This is a genomic window from Bowmanella sp. JS7-9 (assembly GCF_004329715.1).
Lineage (GTDB): Bacteria > Pseudomonadota > Gammaproteobacteria > Enterobacterales > Alteromonadaceae > Pseudobowmanella > Pseudobowmanella zhangzhouensis.
On the sequence record NZ_JXSY01000002.1, the window covers coordinates 104215 to 130414 of the forward strand.

At 49.4% G+C, this 26200-nt stretch carries 24 protein-coding genes; 18 read left to right on the top strand and 6 right to left on the bottom strand.

What is annotated here, in order from left to right:
• Positions 1-5: 5 nt before the first annotated feature.
• The 5 genes from edd (at position 6) to TK45_RS00860 (ending at position 5667) form a co-directional block, all read left to right on the top strand.
• Complete coding sequence (gene edd / locus TK45_RS00840; RefSeq protein ID WP_131256729.1) at positions 6-1835, top strand: phosphogluconate dehydratase; 1830 nt, start codon at positions 6-8, stop codon at positions 1833-1835.
• Positions 1832-2791 (top strand): glucokinase, encoded by a 960-nt coding sequence (locus TK45_RS00845; RefSeq protein WP_131256730.1) that lies wholly within the window; start codon positions 1832-1834, stop codon positions 2789-2791. The genes edd and TK45_RS00845 overlap by 4 nt, the downstream gene beginning before the upstream one ends.
• Positions 2788-3429 (top strand): bifunctional 4-hydroxy-2-oxoglutarate aldolase/2-dehydro-3-deoxy-phosphogluconate aldolase, encoded by a 642-nt coding sequence (locus TK45_RS00850; RefSeq protein ID WP_131256731.1) that lies wholly within the window; start codon positions 2788-2790, stop codon positions 3427-3429. Before TK45_RS00845 ends, TK45_RS00850 begins: the two co-directional genes overlap by 4 nt.
• Positions 3430-3530: 101 nt before the next feature.
• Positions 3531-4913 carry a GAF domain-containing sensor histidine kinase gene (locus TK45_RS00855; protein ID WP_131256732.1) on the top strand — a complete coding sequence of 461 codons (1383 nt, stop codon included), beginning with the start codon at positions 3531-3533 and terminating at the stop codon, positions 4911-4913.
• Between the two features lie 184 nt (positions 4914-5097).
• On the top strand, positions 5098-5667 hold the full coding sequence (locus TK45_RS00860; RefSeq protein ID WP_131256733.1) for a DUF3833 domain-containing protein: 570 nt from the start codon (positions 5098-5100) through the stop codon (positions 5665-5667).
• Here the strand turns inward: TK45_RS00860 and TK45_RS00865 are convergent.
• Both TK45_RS00865 and gap read right to left on the bottom strand, forming a co-directional pair.
• Complete coding sequence (locus TK45_RS00865) at positions 5661-6503, bottom strand: D-hexose-6-phosphate mutarotase (protein WP_131256734.1); 843 nt, start codon at positions 6501-6503, stop codon at positions 5661-5663. The genes TK45_RS00860 and TK45_RS00865 overlap by 7 nt on opposite strands.
• A gap of 56 nt (positions 6504-6559) precedes the next feature.
• Positions 6560-7555 (bottom strand): type I glyceraldehyde-3-phosphate dehydrogenase, encoded by a 996-nt coding sequence (gap, locus tag TK45_RS00870; RefSeq protein WP_131256735.1) that lies wholly within the window; start codon positions 7553-7555, stop codon positions 6560-6562.
• Between the two features lie 258 nt (positions 7556-7813).
• On the opposite strand from gap, the gene msrB reads away from it, so the two are divergent.
• Positions 7814-8194: a peptide-methionine (R)-S-oxide reductase MsrB gene (gene msrB / locus TK45_RS00875; protein ID WP_131256736.1), complete on the top strand. Its 381-nt coding sequence runs from the start codon at positions 7814-7816 to the stop codon at positions 8192-8194.
• A gap of 38 nt (positions 8195-8232) precedes the next feature.
• Here msrB and TK45_RS00880 read toward each other — a convergent pair whose 3' ends face one another.
• Positions 8233-9120 (bottom strand): DUF2989 domain-containing protein, encoded by an 888-nt coding sequence (locus TK45_RS00880; protein WP_131256737.1) that lies wholly within the window; start codon positions 9118-9120, stop codon positions 8233-8235.
• A 66-nt stretch (positions 9121-9186) separates the two neighbouring features.
• Between TK45_RS00880 and TK45_RS00885 the strand changes: the two genes are divergently transcribed.
• Positions 9187-10632 (top strand): glyceraldehyde-3-phosphate dehydrogenase, encoded by a 1446-nt coding sequence (locus tag TK45_RS00885; RefSeq protein ID WP_131256738.1) that lies wholly within the window; start codon positions 9187-9189, stop codon positions 10630-10632.
• An 80-nt stretch (positions 10633-10712) separates the two neighbouring features.
• Here the strand turns inward: TK45_RS00885 and TK45_RS00890 are convergent, their stop codons facing one another.
• Positions 10713-11135 carry a hypothetical protein gene (locus tag TK45_RS00890; RefSeq protein ID WP_131256739.1) on the bottom strand — a complete coding sequence of 141 codons (423 nt, stop codon included), beginning with the start codon at positions 11133-11135 and terminating at the stop codon, positions 10713-10715.
• Between the two features lie 213 nt (positions 11136-11348).
• On the opposite strand from TK45_RS00890, the gene TK45_RS00895 reads away from it, so the two are divergent.
• From TK45_RS00895 to TK45_RS00915, 5 genes are all read left to right on the top strand, one after another.
• Positions 11349-12476 carry a M14-type cytosolic carboxypeptidase gene (locus TK45_RS00895; RefSeq protein ID WP_131256740.1) on the top strand — a complete coding sequence of 376 codons (1128 nt, stop codon included), beginning with the start codon at positions 11349-11351 and terminating at the stop codon, positions 12474-12476.
• A gap of 85 nt (positions 12477-12561) precedes the next feature.
• Positions 12562-14241, top strand: a complete 1680-nt coding sequence (locus tag TK45_RS00900; protein WP_131256741.1) for a sodium:alanine symporter family protein — start codon at positions 12562-12564, stop codon at positions 14239-14241.
• Positions 14242-14284: 43 nt separating this feature from the next.
• Positions 14285-14611 carry a hypothetical protein gene (locus TK45_RS00905; protein WP_131256742.1) on the top strand — a complete coding sequence of 109 codons (327 nt, stop codon included), beginning with the start codon at positions 14285-14287 and terminating at the stop codon, positions 14609-14611.
• Between the two features lie 4 nt (positions 14612-14615).
• A complete protein-coding gene (locus TK45_RS00910; RefSeq protein WP_131256743.1) occupies positions 14616-14906 on the top strand; it encodes a YeaC family protein in 291 nt (96 codons plus the stop codon).
• Entirely contained in the window at positions 14893-15687 is a 795-nt protein-coding gene (locus TK45_RS00915) for a hypothetical protein (RefSeq protein ID WP_131256744.1), read from the top strand. The genes TK45_RS00910 and TK45_RS00915 overlap by 14 nt, the downstream gene beginning before the upstream one ends.
• On the opposite strand, the gene ansA is transcribed toward TK45_RS00915, so the two are convergent.
• Positions 15684-16694, bottom strand: coding sequence for an asparaginase (gene ansA / locus TK45_RS00920; protein WP_131256745.1), 1011 nt, complete (start codon positions 16692-16694; stop codon positions 15684-15686). The genes TK45_RS00915 and ansA overlap by 4 nt on opposite strands.
• A gap of 120 nt (positions 16695-16814) precedes the next feature.
• The gene (locus TK45_RS00925) at positions 16815-18095 is read right to left on the bottom strand and encodes a citrate synthase (protein ID WP_131256746.1); all 1281 of its coding nucleotides are present in this window, start codon (positions 18093-18095) and stop codon (positions 16815-16817) included.
• Positions 18096-18462: 367 nt separating this feature from the next.
• Between TK45_RS00925 and sdhC the strand changes: the two genes are divergently transcribed.
• From sdhC to odhB, 6 genes are all read left to right on the top strand, one after another.
• Positions 18463-18837, top strand: a complete 375-nt coding sequence (gene sdhC / locus TK45_RS00930) for a succinate dehydrogenase, cytochrome b556 subunit (protein WP_131256747.1) — start codon at positions 18463-18465, stop codon at positions 18835-18837.
• Positions 18831-19178: a succinate dehydrogenase, hydrophobic membrane anchor protein gene (gene sdhD, locus TK45_RS00935; protein ID WP_131256748.1), complete on the top strand. Its 348-nt coding sequence runs from the start codon at positions 18831-18833 to the stop codon at positions 19176-19178. The genes sdhC and sdhD overlap by 7 nt, the downstream gene beginning before the upstream one ends.
• A complete protein-coding gene (gene sdhA, locus TK45_RS00940) occupies positions 19179-20951 on the top strand; it encodes a succinate dehydrogenase flavoprotein subunit (RefSeq protein ID WP_131256749.1) in 1773 nt (590 codons plus the stop codon).
• A 12-nt stretch (positions 20952-20963) separates the two neighbouring features.
• Positions 20964-21674 carry a succinate dehydrogenase iron-sulfur subunit gene (locus tag TK45_RS00945; protein ID WP_131256750.1) on the top strand — a complete coding sequence of 237 codons (711 nt, stop codon included), beginning with the start codon at positions 20964-20966 and terminating at the stop codon, positions 21672-21674.
• A 143-nt stretch (positions 21675-21817) separates the two neighbouring features.
• Positions 21818-24634 (top strand): 2-oxoglutarate dehydrogenase E1 component, encoded by a 2817-nt coding sequence (locus tag TK45_RS00950; RefSeq protein ID WP_131256751.1) that lies wholly within the window; start codon positions 21818-21820, stop codon positions 24632-24634.
• A gap of 13 nt (positions 24635-24647) precedes the next feature.
• Positions 24648-26150 (top strand): 2-oxoglutarate dehydrogenase complex dihydrolipoyllysine-residue succinyltransferase, encoded by a 1503-nt coding sequence (odhB, locus tag TK45_RS00955; protein ID WP_131256752.1) that lies wholly within the window; start codon positions 24648-24650, stop codon positions 26148-26150.
• Positions 26151-26200 lie beyond the last annotated feature (50 nt).

The following is a 26200-nucleotide window of genomic DNA, read 5'->3' on the forward strand; positions in this document are numbered from 1 at the left end:
TGTAAATGAACAGTATTATTCAGGAAGTGACTCAGCGGATTATTGAACGCAGTCAAACTGAGCGTCGCGCCTATCTGGACAAAATTGAACACGCTCGTCGGCAAGGGCCACACCGTGGCGTATTGTCCTGCGGTAACTTAGCCCATGGTTTCGCTGCCTGTAGTGCCTCCGAAAAGGCAGATTTACGCAGTATGACTAAGGCTAATGTGGCTATCGTGTCGTCTTATAATGACATGTTGTCAGCTCACCAGCCTTATGAAACGTATCCTCAGATCCTGAAAGAGGCGATTCGCGAAGCTGGCAGTGTGGCGCAATTTGCCGGTGGTGTACCAGCGATGTGTGACGGTGTAACGCAGGGCAATCCGGGTATGGATTTGAGCCTGATGAGCCGTGACGTGATTGCTATGTCTACCGCGGTAGCCCTGTCACATAATATGTTTGACGCTGCGCTGATGCTGGGGATCTGTGACAAAATTGTTCCCGGTTTACTGATTGGTTCACTGGCGTTTGGTCATTTGCCAACTGTATTTGTACCGGCCGGTCCGATGCCATCAGGTATCCCGAATAAAGAAAAAGCCCGTGTACGTCAGGCGTATGCGGAGGGTAAAGCGTCCCGTGAAGAATTGCTGGAAGCCGAGTCTAAGTCATATCACTCAGCCGGTACCTGTACCTTCTATGGTACTGCCAACAGCAACCAGTTAGTGGTTGAGACGATGGGATTGCATTTGCCGGGCTCATCCTTTGTGAACCCGGGCACGCCGCTGCGTGATGCGTTAACTAAAGCGGCCGCCAAACAGGTAACACGTCTGACCGATATCAGCGGTAACTACATGCCTATCGGCCATATTGTTGATGCCAAATCTATTGTCAATGGCGTAGTGGCATTGCTGGCAACAGGGGGCTCCACTAACCACACCATGCACTTAGTTGCAGTAGCAAAGGCTGCTGGTTATACCCTGACATGGGATGATTTCTCCGATCTGTCCAAGGCTACGCCACTACTGACCCGCATTTACCCTAATGGGTCGGCGGACATCAACCACTTTACTGCCGCCGGTGGTATGTCATTGTTGTTTAAACAGTTACTGGATGCCGGTCTGCTGCATAACGATGTTCAGACTATTTGTGGTCAGGGGCTGGACCTGTATACCAAAGAACCTGTTCTCAATGATGGCGAACTGGAATGGCGGGATGGACCGAAAACCTCGCTGGATCCTCAGGTTGTGGCATCGGTGGAAACGCCATTTAAGCCGGACGGCGGTTTGTCTGTGCTGGAAGGTAATCTGGGCCGCGCCGTAATGAAGACCTCTGCGCTTAGAGAAGGCAAGGGCATCATTACCGCTCCTGCGGTGGTATTTGAAGATCAGTTCGAACTGGATAAGTCATTCCAGGCGGGTGAATTAGATAAAGATTGTATTGTGGTCGTGCGTTTCCAGGGGCCCAAAGCGATTGGTATGCCTGAACTGCACCGTTTGACACCTCCGCTTGGGGTATTGCAAGACCGCGGTTTTAATGTGGCGTTGGTAACCGATGGACGCATGTCTGGGGCATCCGGCAAAGTGCCTGCAGCAATCCATGTAACCCCTGAAGCCTATAACGGAGGCTTACTCGCCAAAGTGCAAAACGGTGACATGATTGAACTGGATGCCGATAAAGGCGTGATGCGCTTACTGGTAGATGATGTCGAGCTGGAGGCTCGCGAGGCTGTAAAAGCCCAGCTTGAACATCATTTGGTCGGCATGGGCCGGGAGTTGTTTACTGGCATGCGTAGTCAGTTAACGGGTGCTGAGCAGGGCGCTTGCTCATTGTTTGCTACTCAGGAGCAGCAGGCATGAGTGCGCGTTTTGTTGCCGATGTAGGGGGCACCAATATCCGCATTGCACGCACTGAGTGCGGCAAATTGTTGGATATTGAAAAGTACCTGTGCAAGGACTTCTCGGATATTTCTGATGCGCTGGGTTTGTATTTTCAAACCTATCCGCAATATGCCTTCACCGCTGGTTGTATCGGGATTGCCTGTCCGGTAAATGGTGATGATGTGCGCATGACCAACCATTTTTGGCGTTTTTCTATCGAAGCGACACGCCAGAAACTTGGGCTGACTGAACTGTTTGTGATCAACGATTACACAGCCGTGTCAATGTCATTACCTGTGCTGGATGACACCCAAAAAGTGCAGATTGGCGGCGACAAACCCAAAGCCAATACCCCGCTGGCGGTGTTCGGTCCGGGAACCGGACTAGGCGTTGGGCATCTGGTCCCGGTGACCGAAGGCTGGAAAGCTCTGCCTGGTGAAGGTGGCCATGTGGATTTCGCACCGATTGACGATGTTGACCTGCATATCTGGCAGTTTTTGCGCCGCCATTTCAGCCATGTCTCGGCGGAACAATTAATTTCCGGACCGGGGATCCTGCAAATTTATCAGGCCCTGTCAGATTATCATGGCAAGCCGGTCAGCTGCCGCTCGCCTGCCGAAGTAACCGAGCGCGCATTAAACGGTGAAGACGAGGTGTGCGTAGCCACGTTAAATCAGTTTTGTAAGGTAATGGGTAGTTTCGCCGGCAATCTGGCGCTAACCCTCGGCACCTTTGGTGGTGTGTATATCGCTGGCGGCATAGCACAGCGCTTTATTGAGTTTATTCAACGGAGTGAATTACGCGCCCGTTTTGAAGACAAGGGCCGCTTTGCCAGTTATGTGCGTCCCATCCCTATTTATTTAATTACTGAGCCGGACCATGGTCTGTTAGGCGCGGCGGCTTATCTTCAACAGCATGCTAAGGAATCCGTATGAGTAGCAACTGGAAAACGTCTGCCGCAGACATCTTTGCAAAAGGCCCGGTTGTACCGGTTATCGTATTAAACGATTTGGCTCATGCGGTGCCATTGGCAAAAGCCTTGATGGCTGGGGGAATTTCTGTGCTGGAAGTTACCCTGCGTACCCCTGTGGCGATGGATGCCATCCGTAAAATTGCCGAAGAAGTGCCTGGCGCTTGTATTGGTGCCGGCACGGTCACCACGGCTCAACAGTTAGCTGACGTAACAGCAGCGGGGGCACAATTTGCCATTAGCCCGGGCCTGACCAGTAGCTTACTGGATGCCGGTAATGCTGGTTCAATCCCGCTGATTCCGGGTATTTCTTCTATTTCAGAACTAATGATGGGGCTGGACAAAGGTTATGATCACTTCAAGTTCTTCCCGGCCGAGGCGGTGGGTGGCGTTGGCGCGCTGAAATCTATCGGTGGCCCATTCCCTCAGGTGACCTTCTGTCCCACTGGTGGCATCGGTCCAAATAACTACCGTGATTATCTGGCCTTGCCTAATATTCGCTGTGTAGGCGGCTCCTGGGTGGCTCCTGAGAAAGCCATGCAAGCCGGCGACTGGGCACAAATTACTGAATTAGCCCGCACGGCCGTAGAAGGCGCCCGCTAAAAAGTAAAAGCCGCAGTCATTGCGGCTTTTTTGTGAATTACTGGTAATTCCACGCGTAGCAATTTATTGTGATATGACAATCGCGTACTCCCGATGTTCAGGTGACAGACAACTTTCAGGCGCTGCTGCTTAAAGTCTCTACAGATCCATCACTCGATGGCGGTGATTTGCTTCATAGTACCCGATTGTTGATTGAGGCAGCCCTCAAGGGCTTGAATATTCATCGTGCCGGTATCTGGTTATGGAGTGAAGATCGCAATGGTATTGAGTGTGAACTTGTGATCGATAGCTGGCATCAGTTGGAGGTTGAGTCGTTACTGTTACAACGTCAGGACTTCCCCAACTATTTCGCGGCACTAGATAAAGAGCGAGTGATTGCCGCCGATGATGCGCATCAGCACCCATCCACTAATGAATTCTCAGCGACCTATCTGACACCACTTGGGATCAATTCCATGTTGGATGTTCCCCTGCGTTACAAAAGTAACGTCATCGGTATTCTCTGCTGTGAACATATTGGTCCTGCGAGGGTGTGGCGGGATACAGATATCAGCTTTGCCAGTGGATTAGCCGATTTGTATGGGCGGGCAAAAAATGCTGCCAATTCACTGCTGTATCAGCGTCAACTGGAAGCGAATAAGGCCGAATTGGAACAGACAGTCAAAGCGCGCACCCAGCAGTTAGAAGAGAACTTATCGCGCCTTAAGGCCACGCAACAGCAGTTAATTGAAAGTGAAAAAATGGCGGCGCTGGGCAATCTGGTGGCCGGTGTAGCGCATGAAATTAACAATCCGCTCGGCGTCGCTATTACAGCGGTAACTGCACAACAGGAGAGTCTTAAAAAACTTTTAGGATATTTTAATGACGACAGATTATCCCGCCAAAAAATGCAGACATTCTTCCAGTTCAGCGATGAAGCACTGGGGGCAGTGACTCGCAATCTGGAAAGGGCAGCAACCTTAGTTCGCAATTTTAAAAAGACAGCTGTCGATCAGTTTGTATATGACAAAGAGATGATCGATTTAGCCGATTATATCGAGATGGTAACGTCTAATTTGCGCCCCCTTGGCAAACAATATCAGGTGAAAATCCGTGTAATCTGCGAGGGCGCAATCCCGATCAGGACGTTCCCCGGAGCTATCGCGCAAATTTTGTCGAATCTGGTACTTAATGCCTGTATTCACGGCTTTGCCGGACGCGCTGACAGGGAGGACAATCAGGTGAACCTCTGCGCAACAATTGACGCTCCACATGTTGTTATGCGCATCACCGACAATGGAAACGGTATGTCCGCTAAAGTACTGGCGAATGCAACACAACCGTTTTTTACTACAAGACGACATCTCGGGGGATCGGGGTTGGGTCTGTCCATCGTATACAACCTCGTTAATCAGCAATTAAAAGGGCAATTCACTATTCAGTCAGATGTAGACCAGGGAACCTGTGTAGTTATCCGGCTGCCGATGGATGTTGATCGTCCTTAACGGGGGAATCATGATGTTTGTTCGGATTGGCACAAATTACTGAATTAGCCCGCACGGCCGTCGAGGGCGCCAAATAACCTGAAATACAAAGCCGCAATCGCGGCTTTTTTTCTACCTGATGGTCTGAATCTGTGTCATTTCCGTACTGCTGTTGAAATAAATCGCAGCAAATAAGGATTTAAAAATGCACAAAATGCTATGTGGCATCGCTGTACTAGGTAGCGTTCTGTTGAGTGGTTGTTCAGTGGATTTAGACGATTACACAGCGGATAAACCACAATTCAGACTTAACCAGTATTTTGACCAGCCAATGACTGCCTGGGGCCTGTTACAGGATTACAGTGGTAAAGCGACCCGACGTTTTTGTGTGGAGATCACCCCAAGTTGGCAGGGGGGCGAGGGGGTTCTCGATGAGCAATTCTATTTTGCTGATGGCGAACGCCAAACCCGAAAATGGCAGATTTCAGTCAAGCCTGATGGCAGTGTTACAGGTAGTGCCGGTGATGTCGAAGGGACGGCGCGAGGCGCAACGGTCGGCTCAGTGTTTCACTGGCAATACAATTTAAATTTGCAACTGGAAGACAGCAGCATGACGGTATTTATGGATGACTGGATGTATCAGTTAGATAACCAGCGTCTGATGAACCGCACTTATATGCAGAAGTTTGGCATCACGGTAGCTGAGTTATCTATCTTTTTTGATAAAAGCCATGGTGTGAATGGTTGTGAAGACTTTCGCGCAGTCCATCAATAGATGGACTGCGTCAAACTATGTTGTTCACCCGGTTCGAGCGTCAGGCCCTGAGTGACTGCAGCCTCGACACATAGCATAGTGAGGTAGCCGTCATCCGCCATATCCTGCATGCTTTGGCTCTTTTCCCGCCAGGGATTCCAGATAACCACAGAGTCATGCCCCTGCTGGGTCAGGCGTTGTGTCAACTGGTGGGTGCGTACCGACACATCGTTAATCCGGCACAAATGCACTCGGTCAGTTTCCGCGTCAATACCATAGGATTCGGGTGTTTGCGCGATGTTGGCGTCAGCCGTTTTATCAATAAATACGCCGGTTAAACCATCTATCTGAACCTGATGAATATCATCCACATGCAAATAACTGTGCAGTGCCGCGCCAATTTGCACCGGGTTTTGACTGCCATTGCGGGTGATCAGCGATACCTCTAAATAGCATCCTACCAGCACTTTTAGTTTTACCGAGCAAGGAGACGTAAACCAGGATGCCTGAGTATATGACGGCTCCAGTAATAACTCGGTGCCTGTTTGAGTATCACTGCTTTGAATAAGCTGCCATTGCAGGGTACGCAAATAGCCATGTTGCGGCGCCCCTGTTTCGCTTGGATGGGGGCCAAACCACGGCCAGCAAATGGGGATCCCTCCGCGGATCGGTTTGCTGCCATCCAATATGGCTTGTTCACTCATCCACAGGCGCGGCCTGCCATCATGTTTTGGCGTAAAGGTTAATACGTGCCCGCCGAATAACGCGATGCTGGCGCTGGCGTAGGGGTTATCGATATGAAGAATATCGAGACCGTGATCATTACTGGTAACGGTCAGATAATTACTGCGATGCATAACTCTCCGAAATGAAAAAAGCGACCAATCGGTCGCTTTTCATCAGTTTATTTGGATTAGCGCGAAATGTGCGCGACCAGATCCAATACTTTATTTGAGTAACCAATTTCGTTGTCGTACCAGCTTACCACTTTGACAAAGGTATCGGTAAGCGCAATGCCTGCTTCTTTGTCAAAAACAGAGGTACGGGTGTCACCGATAAAATCCTGTGACACAACGGCATCTTCGGTGTAGCCCAGAATTCCTTTCAGTTCGCCTTCACTGGCGGCTTTCATCGCTGCGCAGATTTGTTCGTAGCTGGCAGGTTTGGCCAGATTGACGGTTAAATCTACTACCGATACATCGGCGGTTGGCACACGAAACGCCATGCCGGTCAATTTTCCGTTTAATGCAGGAATGACTTTACCGACCGCTTTGGCGGCACCGGTTGAAGACGGAATAATATTTTGTGAAGCGCCACGGCCACCGCGCCAGTCTTTAGCAGACGGACCATCAACGGTTTTTTGCGTAGCGGTGGTAGCGTGAACTGTGGTCATCAGGCCATCGACAATACCGAAATTGTCGTGCAGAACTTTGGCCAGCGGTGCCAGACAGTTTGTTGTGCAAGAGGCATTAGAAACAATATCTTGCCCCGCGTAGCTGTCATGGTTTACGCCCATCACGAACATCGGAGTATCGTCCTTAGAAGGGGCCGACAACACCACTTTCTTGGCTCCTGCCTGAATGTGTTTGCGCGCTGTCTCGTCAGTTAAGAACAAGCCGGTCGACTCGACTACTACGTCAACACCGATGTCGCCCCAGGCCAGCGCGGCCGGATCACGCTCGGCGCTGACGCGAATGCTTTTGCCATTGACAATCAGTTGACCATCAACCACCTCGACGGAGCCTTTGAACTGGCCGTGGGTAGAGTCATATTTCAGCATGTAGGCCATATAATCAACGTCGAGCAAATCATTGATGCCAACGACTTCGATATCTGTTCTTTCACAGGCGGCACGAAACACGAAGCGTCCGATGCGACCAAAACCGTTAATGCCAACTTTGATTGTCATGACTGTTCCTACTTTTTGAAATTAAATAATGTAAATAAATTACAAAAATTATGGATCAACTGGGTTTAAAGCGCAAATGTTCGTTAAATATTGTTATTTGTTTTCACGATGATGATTCCCTGTTGTTATGCAGGGAATAGTAAACCGGCTAACAAGACGATAATTTAGTCAATGTTGTGGGATTTTTCATGTCAGGGCCTTGTGAAACCCCTGTGCCAGGCATATTTGTTAAATACCGTCTAAAAATGGGAGTGGCGTATGCAAAAAACACCGGAACAATGGCGAGATAGTCTCGATCCTGAAACCTACCGGGTGACCCGCGAAAAGGGCACAGAGCGTCCGTTTACTGGTTTATTACTTAATGAAAAGCGCAGTGGTGAATACCACTGTGTGTGTTGTGATGCGTTGTTATTCACCAGTGAGCAGAAGTTTGACTCGGGTTGTGGTTGGCCGTCGTTTTTTGCAGAGGCACAGGACAATATCGATTACACGCTGGATCTCAGTCATGGTATGCGACGCACCGAGATTACCTGCAAGCACTGTCAGGCGCATTTAGGGCACGTGTTTAATGACGGACCGGCGCCAACCGGTCAGCGTTATTGTGTAAACTCGGTGTCGCTAAAATTTACCCCGAAATAAAAAAATTTCTGAAATTAATTTTCAGACCAGGGACCCGGTCATAGGGGAGCATGGTACTCCCCCTCTAGGATCTGCGCTAACAATGTCTCGGCCGCTTTTTCAGCACTGTGCTGGTAAATTTGCTGTTTTTTAAGCTGCTCGCGGATAAGACTCAGATTCAGCCCCGCGCCATATTGGTTAGCCAGATAGCCCCATTGGTAGCTTTGTAACCACTTCTCGTGACCGGCATAAATCACATGCAACGTAGCAAAAATCTCCGCCAGTGTTTTTTTGTCCCGCGGTGGCTGTTGCAGAGCGTGATGTAGCGCGACTAACGCCTGTTCATCCTGACGTTGAAACACATACAACTGACCGAGCATGCTTTGCTCAAAACTATCTAGTTTGGTCTTGGCGCGCAGGGTATTAACCAGCATGGCGGCAGCATCGCGATCCTGTAAATAGCGCCAGCGGTAAAATAACAATGGTGCCTGAGTCGAGCGCGCGCTGGATTGTTCACTCTTTGCTAACCACTGGCGGGTATGGCTGAGCGATGCACTGATATCCTGTTTGGAGTTCAGTTGCAGCGAATTATTGCGCAGTTCATGACTTAAACATTGCTCCAATTCGCGCAATGCCTGTAACTCGCGAAACTGACGACGTGCCAGTTTGGGCTGAGCGACATCTTGCTGCGCCTCGGCGAAGCGGGTTAAGACCTCATGTTTGTGATGTTGGCACCAGGCGCTGTCGCCCAACGCGGCGCATTGCTGTGGATACCTGTCACACAAAACCTTCTGTGGAGGCGTAAACAGGGTGTCGCAGCCACTGAGGGCGAACAACCCGCTGATATATACAAAGGTAGATTTATTACGAAAAAAATCCCTGAAATTAGCGTAAGCCACTGCTTTTTGTACCTTTATTTCAAATTTGTCTTTATTGGCTATTTCCATAAAATACGCCGCGTCTGCACAGACAGCAATAACCCTACACAGATAAACACATAAGGCACAGCAGTGATGAATCAGGATTTAGAACAAGCGTTGCAAAACAGTTGGCAGGAACGTCAGGAGTATGCGGAGCAAATGCAGCCTCTGGTTGGTAAGCTTTATCGCAATCAGGCCGTTGAGGTTACGCTGTTCGGGCGTACGCTAATCGGCGCCAGTTCCATTGATATCATCAAGGCACACCGTGCCGTGCGTCAGTACGTAGGTGAAAAACTGCGTCTGCGCGAGACTTTTCCTCTGATAGAAGCCATGTCTGAAATGCAACTGGGCGGCGCCCAGGTTGATGTGGGCAAGCTGGCGGTAAAATTTAAAGCGTTACCGGCAGGTGCGGATGCCCGTGCGTTTATGGCACAGGAGCTGGCCAGTATCGTGGGTATTGGTCATAAGCAAAAACCTCGTGACGTGGTGCTGTACGGTTTTGGCCGGATTGGTCGTTTATTGGCGCGCCTTTTGATCGAGCGTCAGGGTCAGCACAATTTGTTGCGTTTGCGTGCCATCGTGGTACGTGGCGGTAAAGATGGCGATTTAGAAAAACGTGCGTCGCTATTGCGTCGTGACTCAGTGCATGGGCCGTTCAACGGTAGCATTACTATCGATAATGAGCGCAGCGCGATTAAAGCGAATGGCGCGTTTATTCAGGTCATTTATGCCAATTCACCGGCGGAGGTGGATTACACTCAATACGGCATTGAGGATGCGATTGTTATCGATAACACAGGTATCTGGCGTGATCGCGACGGTCTGGGGCAGCACCTGCAGAGTAAAGGAGCAGCCAAAGTACTGTTAACCGCACCAGGTAAAGGCGATATTAAGAATATCGTATATGGCGTGAACCACACCGATATTACCAGTGCGGATACGATTCTGTCGGCGGCCAGTTGTACCACCAACGCCATCACACCGGTTCTGAAAGTATTGAATGAAAAGTTTCAGGTACAAAATGGTCATGTGGAAACAGTGCATTCTTACACCAATGACCAGAACCTGATTGATAACTACCATAAAGGTGCACGTCGCGGGCGTAGTGCCGCTTTGAACATGGTTATTACTGAGACCGGCGCCGCCAAAGCGGTAGCTAAAGCCTACCCACAATTGGAAGGTAAGCTGACCGGTAATGCCATTCGTGTACCAACACCTAACGTGTCTATGGCGATTCTGAATTTGCAATTGGGCATGGAAACCAGCAAAGAAGAGATCAATACCTTCCTGCGTGATCAATCGTTGTTTTCGACGTTACAGCAGCAAATTGGCTACACTGCGTCGACTGAAATTGTATCGACAGATCTGGTGGGCACCCGTTTTGCGTCAGTAGTTGACTCAGATGCCACCATTGTTAGTGGTTCGCGCACAACTCTGTATTGCTGGTATGACAATGAGTTTGGTTATAGCTGTCAGGTTATGCGCGTGGTAGAAGATATGGCCGGCGTTACGCTGCCACACTTGCCAGCGGATAAATAATCTCAGTACGTCATTTACAGCGTTAAAAAAGGCGGTCTGACCGCCTTTATTGTTTTTGTTTTATTGATTTGTTTCAGGTATCAGGTGCCATGTCGCTTAAAATCACTGTGCCCTGTACTAAACCCGTGCTGGTGCAACCAGCTGAAGGCCTGATCTGCATTGGCAAATTGTCTGCGTTCAAAGTGGCCATGCACATCATGCACCATCTTATTCATCTGATAGGCTTTTAGCATATTCGGCGAAAATACCTGAGCGGCAAGGCAAAGGTTGTTGGCTATCGCCCAGAGAGTAAGCTCTTCGATGACCGGCTCAATTTCAGGCACACCCAATCCCCAATCGTCCAGATAGATAATATGCCCCCACGGTTGTGCAAGCAGCTCGCCGGCGATTTGCTTAAACTCATCGGCGAATTCACGGGCAGTTTCAACGCACCAACTGCCAGACGCAGTGCCGATTAATACCCGATGATCAACCCACAGGGAAAATCTGCCAAGCACAGACATACAATGTCTCTACATGTTTTAGTGGAAAGGTATGGTTTACTTTAGCCCATGCCAGAGCCGTCAGGAAAGTCAGTATCCTGACGAACCGATTTTTTATGCGTGGAGTGTGGCATTTATTTCACAGATCCTTATGGGTATTGAGAGCCGGGAGGTGAATCCGCGCTGCTAAATATGCTAAATTGCACCGGTTTTTAATTTATCAGAAAGAGATTTATGCGAATTAGCAGCAATTTCGACAGCGGCAACATCGAAGTGTTACGCGCCGAGCGAGCCGATGATATCCAATTGGCCATCCGCAAAGACAATCAATCAGAATTTTATCAGTGGTTCCATTTTCGTCTGGATTCTACAGCGATGGTAAACCACAAGCTGACCATCAATAACCTGGCAAAATCTGCTTACCCGGATGGTTGGGAAGGTTACAGCGCGGTAGCGTCATATGATCGTCAGGAATGGTTCCGCATCGATTGTGCCTTCGATGGCGACAGCCTGAGTATGGATTTTACCCCTGAATTTGACACCACATGGATTGCATATTTTGCCCCGTATGGCTACGAACGTCACTTGGACCTGCTGGCGTGGGCACAAACCTGTGACGATGTACGACTGATTCATCTGGGCGAAACACTGGATGGTCGGGATATGGATTTGCTGCAAATCGGTAGTGCAGAAGAGGGTAAAAAAGCCATCTGGATCACTGCGCGACAGCATCCCGGTGAGAGCATGGCCGAGTGGTTGACCGAAGGTCTGCTGGAGCGTTTGTTAGATGGGGAAGACGGCATTGCCCGTTCCTTGTTAGATAAAGCTGTGTTTTATGTGGTACCGAACATGAACCCGGACGGCTCGGCACGTGGTCATCTACGCACCAATGCGGTGGGTACCAACCTGAACCGTGAGTGGGCAACACCCAGCATGGATAAGAGCCCGGAAGTGTATCTGGTGATGCAAAAAATGGCTGAGACAGGTGTGGATATGTATCTGGACGTGCACGGCGATGAAGCGCTGCCATACAACTTTGTGGCCGGCAGTGAGGGAAATCCTGGCTACAGTGATCGCATTCGTACCCTGGAAAATGCGTTTAAACAGGCGTTAATTCAGACGACACCGGAATTTCAGGATGAATATGGTTATCCAAAAGAACAGCCTGGCCAGGCAAATCTGACCATTGCTTCCAATGCGGTTGGAGAGAAATATGATTGCCTGGCTTACACGCTGGAAATGCCATTTAAAGACAATGCCAATTTACCGGATGCAATCTACGGCTGGTCGCCAAAACGTTGCAAACAATTGGGTGAAGATGTATTGGTTGCCATCCATGCTGTAGTCGATACACTACGCTAACAGGGAGCGAGCCGGGTAAAGCCCGGCTCATTCATAACAATAAGCCGCAACAGGCGAATAAAATAATAACATCAAGGGGAACACTGTGGAGTCATTTCACGATTTTCTGAAGTTGCTGGATAGTCACCTAGGTGGCGCATTCTGGTTTCCTTATGTGCTGCTCGGGGTGGGGATTTTCTTCACCATCTACCTCAAATTTCCACAAATCCGTTATTTCAAACACGCGTGGAAAGTGGTCACAGGTAAATTTGATCGTAAGGGAGCCCCCGGCGATACATCTCACTTCCAGTCACTGGCAACAGCGTTATCCGGTACGGTTGGGACTGGTAATATCGGTGGGGTGGCGTTTGCTATTTTCCTTGGTGGCCCGGCCGCGTTGTTCTGGATGTGGGCAACCGCGTTTTTGGGGATGACCACTAAATTTGTGGAAGTAACCCTGTCGCATAAATACCGGGTTAAAACCGAAGACGGCACCATGGCCGGCGGTCCGATGTATTACATGGAACGTCGCCTGAACATGAAATGGCTGGCCGTGGCCTTTGCCATTGCAACCGTGATTAGTTCATTCGGTACCGGTAGCTTGCCACAAGTTAACAACATTGCTGACAGTATGGAGACCTCATTTGGCATTGAGCCTATGATCACCGGTGGCGTACTGGCGGTGTTATTGGGTCTGGTTATTCTGGGCGGGATTAAACGTATCGCTGCCGTTACCTCTCGGGTTGTGCCCTTTATGGCGGCACTGTATCTGATTGGGGCGATGGGCGTAATTTTTGCCAATCTGGAAAATATCGGCCCATCGTTTGTAGCAATTGTGGGTGATATCTTCACCGGATCGGCGGCAACCGGCGGGTTCCTTGGCGCGACGATTGCGTATGCGTTCAACCGTGGGGTCAACCGTGGTTTATTCTCCAACGAAGCGGGGCAGGGTTCCGCACCGATTGCGCACGCGGCGGCAAAAGCAGATGAGCCGGTTTCAGAAGGGATCGTGTCTATTCTCGAGCCGTTTATCGATACCATCGTGATCTGTACCATTACCGGTTTGGTAATTCTGTCCTCTGGTGTATGGCACGAAAAGTTTGAAAACGTATTTGAGCGTTCCAGCCTGACTTTTGTAAAAGGCGTGTATAGCGAGCAAAACGAACAAGACCGTGAGCAAATGTACCGTTACCTGAATGATCTGGACGGCCACAGCATCGAAAATTTCAACGGTGAAATTCAGGTGATTAAAGGTCGTCCATTACCAGGGGATTATACCGTTATCCATGCCCGTTCATTTGCTGAAGATGTCAAAGTCAGCCTGGGTGATTTGGAAGAAGACTATACCGGTACTATCAATATTGAAAATGGTCTGCCAGTACGTGATGCAGTAATTGTGCATGGTAAATCGCTGATTCACTCTGCAGCATTGACCACGCAGGCATTTACCCGTGGCTTCTTTGGCGAGTACGGTAAATATATTGTCTCTATTGGTATCCTGTTGTTCGCCTTCTCTACTGCTATTGCTTGGTCTTATTACGGTGACCGTGCGATGACCTACCTGTTAGGGCCGCGCTCAGTGATGCCATATCGCGTAATCTACTGTGCGGGCTTCTTCTGGGCCTCATTCTCAGACACGGCACTGGTTTGGACTCTGGCTAACGTGGCAATTGTTGTTATGACCTTACCTAACCTGTTCGGTATAATGATGCTGCGCAAAGAAATGAAGCAAACGGTTAATCAGTACTGGGAAGATTTTGAAAAACAACATCCCGGTGAAAAATAATCATTAAAGCGGCGCAAGCCGCTTTTTTTATGTGGAGAACTCAATGGCGTTAGTGGATTGCCCCGCCTGCAGTAAGAAAATCTCAGATAAAGCAAGAACTTGTCAGCATTGTGGTTTCGCCATTGGTGATGCCGATGCAGATGATATTCTGCGTAAAGCCAAGTACCAGAAGTTTAAGAAAAAACAGAGCCTGATGAATCAGTCTATGCTGGCGATGTTAATGTTTATCGCTGGTTTTGCAGTGATATTTTGGGGAGAGCCGGAAATGAATTCGCTGCAGCAATATATTGGAATTGGTTGCTGTGTGATAGGATTTTGCTGGTATATTCTCAATCGTCTTCGCCTAATCCTGTTAAAAAAGGGTGACTAACGTCATGCAGCTAGAAGCTTTACTTAATCACATCACACCAGAGGTTTATGAACGTCTGTGTTTTGCATCGGAAACCGGCAAATGGCCAAACGGTGAAGTGCTCAGCGCCGAACAGCGTGAACAATGTTTACAGGCGGTGATGTTGTATCAGGCGCGGGTGATGAAAAGTACGGAGCATATGTCAGTAGGCGAAAGCGGCGAAATTGTGCATAAGTCTAAAGCGCAATTTAAGCGTGAATTGGCTGAAAAAAATGGTCAATCTGCCATCGCGCGGTTTGGCAATGATGAACTTTAAGCACCTGCTGTTACCCAAATACAAACATCCGCAGGCCGCGGTGCGTTGCGCCGCGATCGCACAATTAAGCCCAACCAATGCAGAGCACAAATCTGTGTTGCACGAACTGGCGTTTAATGACGCAGATGAAAAGGTGCGCCTGACTGCACTACAAAAACTGAATAACTTTTATTTGTGGTGGAAGGTTGCACAAACCTTCAAGGCTTCGCGAATTCGGGATATCGCGTTTGATGAGGTTGCTGAACGTTTGTTAAGCAATGAATTATCAACGCGCGAGGCTGCTACTTTTATCCGTGAATGCGCCAATATGCGTTTTGTTGAGCGACTGGCGCTGACATCTGAGGATATCGATTTTAAATTGGCGTGTCTGAAACGGCTTAACAAACCGCAGGTGAATCGTCAGTGTTTTTTCGCCACGCAAAACGAGCAGTTACAACTGGCACTGCTAAACGCCTTTGAGGACATTCCACAACTACTGAAAGCGTTGAAAAAAACGACCCATGCACGCATTCAGGCAGAGATTGAACTGCGACTGCAGGCGCTACGTGCCCACCATATTCAACAGCAGCAGGCCCAGCGAGAAGCGACGGTTATTTTGGCGAAATGGGCTGAGGTATTGCGATCCAAGCTGGCATTTGCGGATATCCAGCAACGGGTTGAACAATACCAGCGGCAGTTAGGCCCAGAAACGCTGCTCACTGACAGCCAGCGTCACACCATCACTCAACTGCGTGAGCAGACTATCAGCAGGTTACAGCGCGCGCAGGTCATTACCGACTAGCGTGGGGTGAGTTCGCCGCGCAAATCCTGCTGCATCAGGCTGGTAATTTGTTCGTAGGACAGTTGCTGGGATAGCAGATAATGCAGTTTAGCCAGGCAGGCTTCGAGGGTCATATCATAGGCCGATACCACACCCACATCTGCCAGCGCAGTTCCATTAGCGTAACCATGCATATTCACCCGCCCGCGCAGGCACTGGGTGCAGTTAATGACGGGGATGCGCTTTTGTTGGGCCAGTTTTAGCTGATCCAGTAATGCGGCATTTTTCGGTGCATTACCGACACCGTAGCTGAGTAGTATCAGCGCGTTGACTGGCTGTAAGATTGCATTTCTGAGAACATCTGCACTTATCCCCGGATATAGAGTGACCACGCCCACAGGCTGTGCTGTGACCGGGGTAACCGTTAACGGCGCATTGCCAATCGGTAATACCTTTCCACGTTGCACATCTATGCTGATCCCCGCTTCCAGCAAGGGGCCGAAGTTTGGCGAGTCAAAAGCAGCAAAACCATCGGCGTGAATTTTTTTGCTGCGATTGCCTCGCATCAGGCGATTATTGAAAAACAGGCTGACTTCATGAATCGGGTAGTTGGCCGCCAGATACAGTGCATTAAGCAGATTGACCTGACCATCGGAACGCAACTCCGCCAGCGGGATTTGCGAGCCGGTAACAATCACCGGTTTCTGTAAATTTTCCAGCATAAATGACAGGGCTGAAGCGGTATAGGCCATGGTGTCAGTGCCATGTAAAATAATGAATCCGTCATATTCATTATAATTTTGCTGAATATCCTCGGCGATCACTTGCCAGTCGTGGGGACTCATATCAGATGAGTCCATTAATTGTGAGTATTCATGCAGGGTAAATGCCGGCATTTCCGGGCGGTGAAACTCTGGCATGGCGGCCAGCGTGTCAGCCAAAAAGTCTTTTACCGGCACATAGCCTTGCGCTGACGGGCGCATGCCGATGGTGCCGCCGGTATAGGCGATATAAATATGCTTTTTCATTGTGCTGACTCCCAATCCGATGCCGGCGCATTGTAAACCACGGATTGCACCTGTGTCAGGTTTTGTCAGGACAAAAAAATAGCGCCAAGTGGCGCTATTTTTGTACGTTGAATCAACTGCTTACTTGTTGATTTTGCTGAACGGGCGTTGTGTGTGGCCAGTGTATAACTGACGTGGACGACCGATTTTCTGACCTGGTTGGCTAAGCATTTCATGCCAGTGAGAGATCCAACCTACTGTACGTGCCAGAGCGAAGATACAGGTGAACATATTGGTTGGAATACCAATCGCTTTAAGAATGATGCCAGAGTAGAAATCTACGTTCGGGAACAGTTTCTTCTCTTTGAAGTACGGGTCATTCAGGGCAATACGCTCCAACTCCATCGCCACGTCCAGCAGAGGGTCATTTACTTTCAGCTCTGCCAGCACTTCGTGACAGCTTTCACGCATAACAGTGGCACGTGGATCGTAGTTTTTGTAAACACGGTGACCGAAGCCCATCAGACGGAACGGATCGTTTTTGTCTTTGGCGCGCTCGATGAACTCAGGAATACGGTCTACGCTGCCAATTTCTTCCAGCATATTAAGACATGCTTCGTTAGCACCACCGTGCGCTGGACCCCACAACGAGGCAACACCCGCTGCGATACATGCATAAGGGTTAGCACCGGAAGAACCCGCCAAACGTACCGTAGAGGTAGAGGCATTCTGCTCGTGGTCTGCGTGCAAGGTGAAAATACGATCCATCGCACGCTCTACCGCGTCGCTGATTTGGTATTTTTCCGCTGGAACAGAGAACATCATGTTCAGGAAGTTGGCCGCATAGCTCAGGTCATTACGTGGATACACGAATGGCTGACCGATATTGTACTTGTAGCACATGGCTACCAGAGTAGGCATCTTAGCAACTAGACGATATGCACTACGCAGACGTTGGTCCGCTTCAGAGATGTCCAGATCGTCATGGTAGAAAGATGACAGGGCGCCAACGGTACCACACAGCATGGCCATTGGGTGCGCATCACGGCGGAAACCGCGGAAGAAGTTGTTTACCTGATCATGCACCAGCGTGTGGCGAGTGATGGTATTTTTGAATTCAGCATATTGCTCAGTGGTCGGGGCTTCACCATGCAGCAGCATGTAGCAAACTTCCAGATAATCGGCGTCACGCGCCAAATCTTCGATGGAATAACCACGATGTAACAACACACCTTTATCACCGTCGATAAAGGTAATTTGAGATTCACAGGAACCGGTCGCCATGAAACCTGGGTCAAATGTGAAGTATCCCGCGCCACCTAAGCTACGTACATCGATTACCGGATGTCCGGCACTACCCTCAAAAATCGGTAGTTCTACTTCTTTATCACCAACCTTCAGAATGGCTTTGGTGTCTGCCATAAGTTAATCTCCTCAAGGAATTTTTTCGGCACAGGCCTTTAAAAATAGCCGCTATTTGTACTTAGAAAGACATCGCAAGTCAATTTTAATCCTTTTATGCTGAATATTTATCCAAATAAGACGATAGTCGTATAGATAACGAGCGTTTGTAACTATCTAATTTCGAACATAAATTGTATTTCCTGCAGGCTCTGGATATACTTCCGTTGATCATTCGGGGGCTAATTTTAGCGATCCAAACCGGGCGAAATGCAGTATCCCTGAATGTCGGGTTAATACCCTACAAAAATGGTGTCGGCGAAACCTTACCTCGCACAGACAAACGACATTAATCGAGTCCATCAATAGGACAAAACAGGCAACAATCGTGAAAAAGCAAAGACCGGTAAATTTACAACTCAATACGATCAGCTTTCCTCCATCTGCCATTTCTTCCATTTTACACCGCGTAACAGGCGTGGCGTTGTTCTTCGCTCTGATGTTTGTCATCGGTGCATGGGCAGTGTCATTGTCTTCTGAGCAAGGCTTTATGTCGGTGCAGGAAGCGATGGGCGGAATTATTGGAAAAGTAGTAGCTATTGGCACGCTGTCAGCGTTGTCGTATCACATTCTGGGCGGACTGCGTCACATGGTGATGGATATGGGCCACTGGGAAGAGCTGCAATCCGGAAATAACAGTGCCAAAGCTATTATTGTGCTTTGGGTAATCTTGACCGTAGTCGCAGGAGTAGCAGTATGGTAACTAACCAGGCATCTCTGAAGCGTAATGGTGTTCAGGACTTCATCTCTCTGCGTACCACCGCATTAATTATTTTTGCATATACCTTATATATGCTGTGGTTTTTCCTGAGCACCGAAGCTGTAACTTATGACATCTGGCGTGAGTTTTTTGCGGGCCTTGGCACGAAGGTCTTCACATTAGCTGCGTTGGTTTCGATCATGATTCACGTACGTATTGGCTTGTGGCAAGTCCTGACCGACTATGTAAAACCACATGGCATGCGTGCAGCCATTCAATTTCTGTTAAATCTGCTGGCGTTTGTTTACGTTGCAGTGGGTTTATTCGTACTGTGGGGTGTTTAAGTGAGCATTGCCGTTCATGAATTTGACGCGGTCGTAATCGGCGCCGGTGGCGCGGGTATGCGAGCTGCACTGCAGATTTCACAATCTGGTAAATCTTGTGCCTTGTTATCTAAGGTATTTCCAACCCGTTCTCACACTGTATCTGCCCAGGGCGGAATCACGGTAGCGCTGGGCAATGCCCACGACGATAACTGGGAATGGCACATGTATGACACCGTTAAAGGATCTGACTTTATCGGTGACCAGGATGCTATCGAATATATGTGTAAAACCGGTCCGGAAGCGATCATCGAATTAGAGAATATGGGTTTGCCATTCTCACGCTTCGAAAACGGCCGTGTTTATCAGCGTCCGTTTGGTGGACAATCTAAAAACTTTGGTGGTGAGCAGGCTGCGCGTACCGCGGCGGCGGCTGACCGTACTGGTCACGCCTTGCTGCACTTGCTGTATCAGCAAAACGTGAAAAACCGTACCAAGGTATTCAGCGAATGGTATGCACTGGACCTGGTTAAAAATCAGGACGGTGATGTCGTTGGTTGTACCGCTATCGATATGGAAAGCGGTGAAGTAGTTTATTTCAAATCCAAGGCTGTAGTCTTGGCCACCGGTGGTGCAGGGCGTATTTACGCATCGACTACTAACGCGCACATCAACACGGGTGACGGCGTTGGTATGGCGCTGCGTGCTGGTGTTGCAGTACAGGACATGGAAATGTGGCAGTTCCACCCGACCGGTATTGCCGGTGCCGGTGTACTGGTAACTGAAGGCTGTCGTGGTGAAGGTGGTTACCTGCTGAACAAAGACGGCGAACGCTTTATGGAACGCTATGCGCCAAATGCGAAAGATCTGGCGTCTCGTGACGTAGTCGCACGTTCTATGATGACCGAAATCCGCGAAGGTCGTGCCTGTGATGGTCCTTGGGGTCCACACATTAAGCTGAAACTGGATCACTTAGGCAAAGACGTACTAGAGTCACGTCTGCCGGGTATTTGTGAATTGTCACGTACCTTCGCTCACGTAGATCCGGTTAAAGAGCCGATACCGGTAATTCCAACCTGTCACTATATGATGGGTGGTATTCCAACCAACGTTGACGGTCAGGCACTGACTATCGATGAAAACGGCAACGAGAAAGTGGTTAACGGTCTGTTCGCTTGTGGTGAGATCGCTTGTGTATCTGTACACGGTGCAAACCGACTGGGTGGTAACTCATTGCTGGATCTGGTGGTATTTGGCCGTGCGACAGGTCTGCACCTGGGTAAAGCACTGGACGAAATGGGTGAAAGCCGTGCTGCTGCGCAGGACGACATCGATGCTGCGTTGGCACGTTATAACCGCTGGGAGAACTCCACGCCAGGCAAAGGTGAGAAACCTGAGCAAATTCGTAAAGACATGCAGCGTTGTATGCAGCTGAACTTCTCGGTATTCCGTGAAGGTGATGCGATGGCAGAAGGCCTGCAAGAGCTGAAAGAAATCCGTGAACGCTTAAAAGAAGCACGCCTGGACGATAAGAGCTCTGATTTCAATACCCAGCGTATTGAGTGTCTGGAACTGGATAACCTGATGGAAACTGCTTATGCCACTGCGGTAGCAGCAAACTTCCGTACAGAAAGCCGTGGCGCACATAGCCGTTTCGATTATCCGGATCGTGATGATGAAAACTGGTTGTGCCACAGCGTATACCGTCCACAAGACGAAACCATGCACAAACGTTCGGTGAACATGACGCCTAAACTACGTGAAGCGTTCCCACCGAAAGCGCGTACCTATTAAGGGGTGATAGAGATGAAATTAAATTTTTCTATTTATCGTTACAACCCTGATGTTGATAATGCGCCAAGGATGCAGGATTACCAACTCGAGGTTGAAGAAGGTCAGGACATGATGGTGCTGGACGCGTTAATTCTGCTAAAAGAGCAGGATCCAACGCTGGCATTCCGTCGTTCTTGCCGTGAAGGTGTTTGCGGTTCTGATGGTGTGAATATGAATGGTAAGAATGGTCTTGCCTGTATCACGCCGTTATCTGCATTGGGTAAAGGCACGATCGTTATTCGTCCGTTACCGGGTCTGCCGGTAGTACGTGATCTGGTGGTTGATATGAGCCAGTTCTACGCACAGTACGAGAAAATCAAGCCGTTCCTGATCAATGACAGCAAGCAGCCACCTGCACGTGAATTCCTGCAGTCGCCCGAAGAGCGTGAAAAGCTGGACGGTCTGTATGAGTGTATTCTGTGTGCATGTTGTTCCACATCATGTCCGTCATTCTGGTGGAATCCTGATAAGTTTATCGGCCCTGCCGGTCTGTTGCATGCCTACCGCTTCCTGGCGGACAGCCGTGATACAGCAACCGAACAGCGTCTGAACGATTTGGATGACGCCTTCAGCGTATTCCGCTGCCATGGCATCATGAACTGTGTTTCAGTATGTCCAAAAGGACTTAACCCGACTAAAGCAATTGGTCAGATTAAGTCTATGCTGTTGCAACGGGCTGTTTAGCCAAAACGTGTTCAGACTAATCTGAACCTTAAATAATGCTAAATAGCCATCCGGATGCCGGATGGCTATTTTTGCTTAACATTCTTTGTAACTGATGTTCCGTTTACGCGGAACCCATGTGTTTGTTTGATTAAGGATCAACAATGCAAGATAGCGTGATGAAAGCGTGGTGGGAAAGCTCTCACATGGCTGGTGGCAACGCTGCATACGTAGAAGAGTTATACGAAGCTTACCTGCAAAATCCGCAGGACGTGGATCCTCAATGGCGCGAAATATTTGACCAATTGCCGTCTGTTGCAGGCGTCGAAATTGAGTCAAATCACTCAGAAATTCGTGAACAATTTAAAAAGCTGGCAGCGCTTGGATTGCGTGCAAGAATGCCGGTTGCGTCGCAGGCTGCTCCTGCCGATGCGAAGCAGGTTCGCGTATTGCAGCTGATTAATGCTTACCGTTTTCGCGGTCATCAGCACGCCAATCTTGACCCGCTGGGCTTATGGAAACAGGAACGCGTACGCGACCTGGAACTGACGCACCATGAGCTGTCAGAGCAGGACTTTGATGCCGTTTTCAGTGTTGGCTCTTATGCCATCGGTAAAGACAGTCTGCCATTGGGTGAATTGTACAAGTCATTGAATCGCACTTACTGCGGTTCTGTTGGCGCCGAGTACATGCATATCACCGATACCGAGCAAAAACGCTGGATCCAACAACGTTTCGAGTCAGTACAGGCCAAACCCAGTTTTGACCGTGAAACGAAAATTAAGATTTTGAAGGGCTTGGTAGCCGCCGATGGTATGGAAAAATACCTGGGTGCCAAGTTCCCGGGTGCCAAACGTTTCTCGCTGGAAGGTGGCGATGCCTTGGTACCTATGCTTAAAGCACTGATTACCCATGCTGGCACTAATGGTGCCAAAGAAGTGGTGATCGGGATGGCTCACCGTGGCCGTCTGAACGTTTTGATCAATGTGTTGGGTAAAAACCCCAGCGTGTTGTTCGATGAGTTTGCTGGTAAGCACGACGATTCATTGGGTGCCGGTGACGTGAAATATCACGCTGGTTACTCATCAGATTTTGCAACACCGGGCGGCAATGTCCACCTGGCACTGGCATTCAACCCATCTCACCTGGAAATCGTAAACCCGGTTGTTATGGGATCTGTGCGTGCTCGTTTAGACCGCCGTAATTGCCGTGATGGTTCGTCTGTATTGCCGATTACGATCCATGGTGACTCAGCCATTGCCGGACAGGGCGTTGTGCAAGAAACCTTCAACATGTCACAAACCCGTGGCTTTAGTGTGGGGGGAACAGTTCGCATCGTAGTGAATAACCAGGTTGGTTTCACCACGTCACGCCAGGATGATACCCGTTCTACTCAGTACTGTACTGATATCGCCAAGATGGTACAGGCGCCGATTTTCCACGTGAATTCTGATGATCCGGAAGCCGTGGTATTCGTGACACAGTTAGCACTGGATTATCGCAACAAGTTTAAACGCGATGTGGTGATTGATTTGGTGTGTTACCGCCGACACGGTCACAACGAAGCGGATGAGCCAAATGCTACCCAGCCGCTGATGTATCAGAAAATCAAGAAGCATCCTGTGCCACGTGAGATTTATGCCGAGCAGTTACGGGCTGAGGGCATCATCGAAAGTCACGATGTTGAAAAATTGGTTAATGATTACCGTGCAGCACTGGATCATGGTGCCTGCGTGGTTGAAGAATGGCGTCCGATGAGTGAGCAATCGGTTGATTGGTCGCCTTATCTGAAGCAGGAATGGACGGTTCCTTACAGCCATGACATCTCTGTCGACAAACTGCAGCAATTAGGTGAGGCCATGTGCCGTGCGCCTGAAGGCTTTAAACTGCAGTCACGTGTTGCCAAAGTGTATGAAGAACGCAGCAAAATGATCGCCGGCGAAAAACCGCTGGATTGGGGCTGTGCCGAAACACTGGCTTACGCGCTGATTGTGGACAATGGTTCTCGCATTCGATTCACAGGTCAGGACGCTGGTCGTGGTACTTTCTTCCACCGCCATGCGGCGCTGCATAACCAGAAAGACGCCTCTACCTATATGCCGTTGCAGCATATTCGTGATGGCCAGGGCCCGATTGAAATTTATGACTCGGTGCTGTCTGAAGAAGCAGTACTGGCATTCGAATACGGCTATGCCACCGCTGAGCCTGGCGCATTGACCATCTGGGAAGCCCAGTTTGGTGATTTCGCCAATGGTGCGCAGGTTGTTATCGACCAGTTCTTAAGTTCTGGTGAGGTGAAATGGGGTCGTTTGTGCGGTCTGACCATGTTGTTGCCACACGGCTACGAAGGGCAGGGCCCAGAGCACAGCTCTGCGCGTCTGGAGCGTTTCCTGCAGTTATGTGCTGATCACAATATGCAGGTATGTATTCCATCTACGCCGGCGCAGGTATTTAACATGATTCGCCGTCAAATGGTGCGGCCAATGCGTCGTCCGTTGATTGTTATGTCACCTAAGTCATTGTTACGTCACACCCTGGCCGTATCTTCTCTGGAAGAGTTGGCTGAAGGTAAATTCCATAACGCCATTGGTGAAGTGGACGCGTTGGATCCGAAACAGGTTAAACGCGTAGTGATGTGTTCAGGCAAGGTGTATTACGATCTGCTGGAGCAACGTCGTAAGAATGAACAGACTGATGTGGCCATTATCCGCATCGAGCAACTGTATCCGTTCCCTCATGATGATATTCAGGATGTTCTGAAAGATTATCAGCATGTGAAGGATTGGGTATGGTGTCAGGAAGAGCCGCAAAACCAGGGCGCCTGGTATTGCATGCAGCATAATTTCTGGGCATCCATCCCGGAGACCGGCAAGTTGACCTATGCAGGTCGTGCAGCATCGGCTTCGCCGGCAGTGGGCTATATTTCAGTGCACAATGCTCAGCAAAAAGCGTTAGTAGAAGACGCGTTAACCGTTAAATAGGGATCATCGAAGTATGACAATTGAAATCAAAGTTCCCGTTTTGCCAGAGTCAGTCGCCGATGCAACGATTGCTACCTGGCACGTAAAACCGGGTGACCGGGTAAGCCGCGATCAAAATTTGGTCGATATCGAAACTGACAAAGTAGTGCTGGAAGTGGTCGCAGAAGCTGATGGTATCGTTGGCGAAATCCGTGAACAGGAAGGTGCGACAGTACTGGCAGAACAAGTGATTGGCACCCTTGAAAAAGGTGATGGTGCCGCGGCAACCAATACTTCGAATGAGGCTGCATCTGCAGCGCAATCAAATTCATCAACTCAATCCAGTGAAGGTGAAGCAGTGGATATTACTGTACCTGTGCTACCAGAGTCGGTAGCCGACGCAACAATTGCAACCTGGCATGTTAAGCCAGGCGAAGCCGTTTCTCGCGATCAAAATCTGGTCGATATTGAAACTGACAAAGTCGTGTTAGAAGTGGTAGCGCCAGCCGATGGCTCTATCAGTGAAATTCTGGCCGACGAAGGCGCGACCGTAAATGCAGAGCAGGTGATTGCTAAGTTTGTTGCCGGTGCCGCCGCTCCTGCAGCCAAAGCTGATGCTCCTGCAGCTGCCAGCGCTGATAACGGCGATGCCGATGTGTTAACGCCATCTGTCCGCCGTCTGCTGGCTGAGAAAGGTGTCGATCCTTCGAGCATCAAGGGCTCTGGCAAAGGTGGTCGCATCACCAAAGAAGACGTAGAGAAACATCTGCAAGCCGCACCTGCTGCGACATCTGCAGCCAAATCTGCCGATGCGCCAGTACCTGCCGGTATGTCTGACCGCACCGAAAAACGTGTGCCGATGACGCGTCTGCGTAAGACCATCGCTAACCGTCTGCTGGAAGCGAAAAACTCGACGGCCATGTTAACCACGTTTAACGAAGTCAACATGAAGCCAATCATGGATTTGCGTTCGCAATATCAGGACGTATTCGAAAAACGTCACGGTATCCGTCTGGGCTTTATGTCATTCTACGTGAAAGCTGTTACTGAAGCGCTGAAGCGTTACCCTGAAGTGAACGCGTCTATCGACGGTGATGATATTTGTTATCACAATTATTTCGATATCTCTATTGCGGTATCGACTCCACGTGGTCTGGTAACTCCTGTTCTGCGTGACTGCGATTCACTGTCAGTGGCGGAAATCGAAAAAGGTATCAAGGATCTGGCGATTAAAGGCCGTGACGGCAAGCTGTCTATGGCCGATCTGCAGGGCGGAAACTTCACTATCACTAACGGTGGTGTGTTTGGCTCTCTGATGTCTACGCCAATTATCAACCCACCGCAAAGTGCGATTTTGGGTATGCACAAAATTCAGGACCGTCCGATGGCTGTCAACGGTAAAGTTGAGATCCTGCCAATGATGTATCTGGCACTGTCTTATGACCACCGCATTATCGATGGTAAAGAGTCGGTAGGCTTCCTGGTAACCGTTAAGGAAATGTTGGAAGACCCAACACGTTTGTTACTGGACGTTTAAGCCAAAATTAACGGAATTGGCTACCTTTACTGCCGGGGGTTGACTATAAT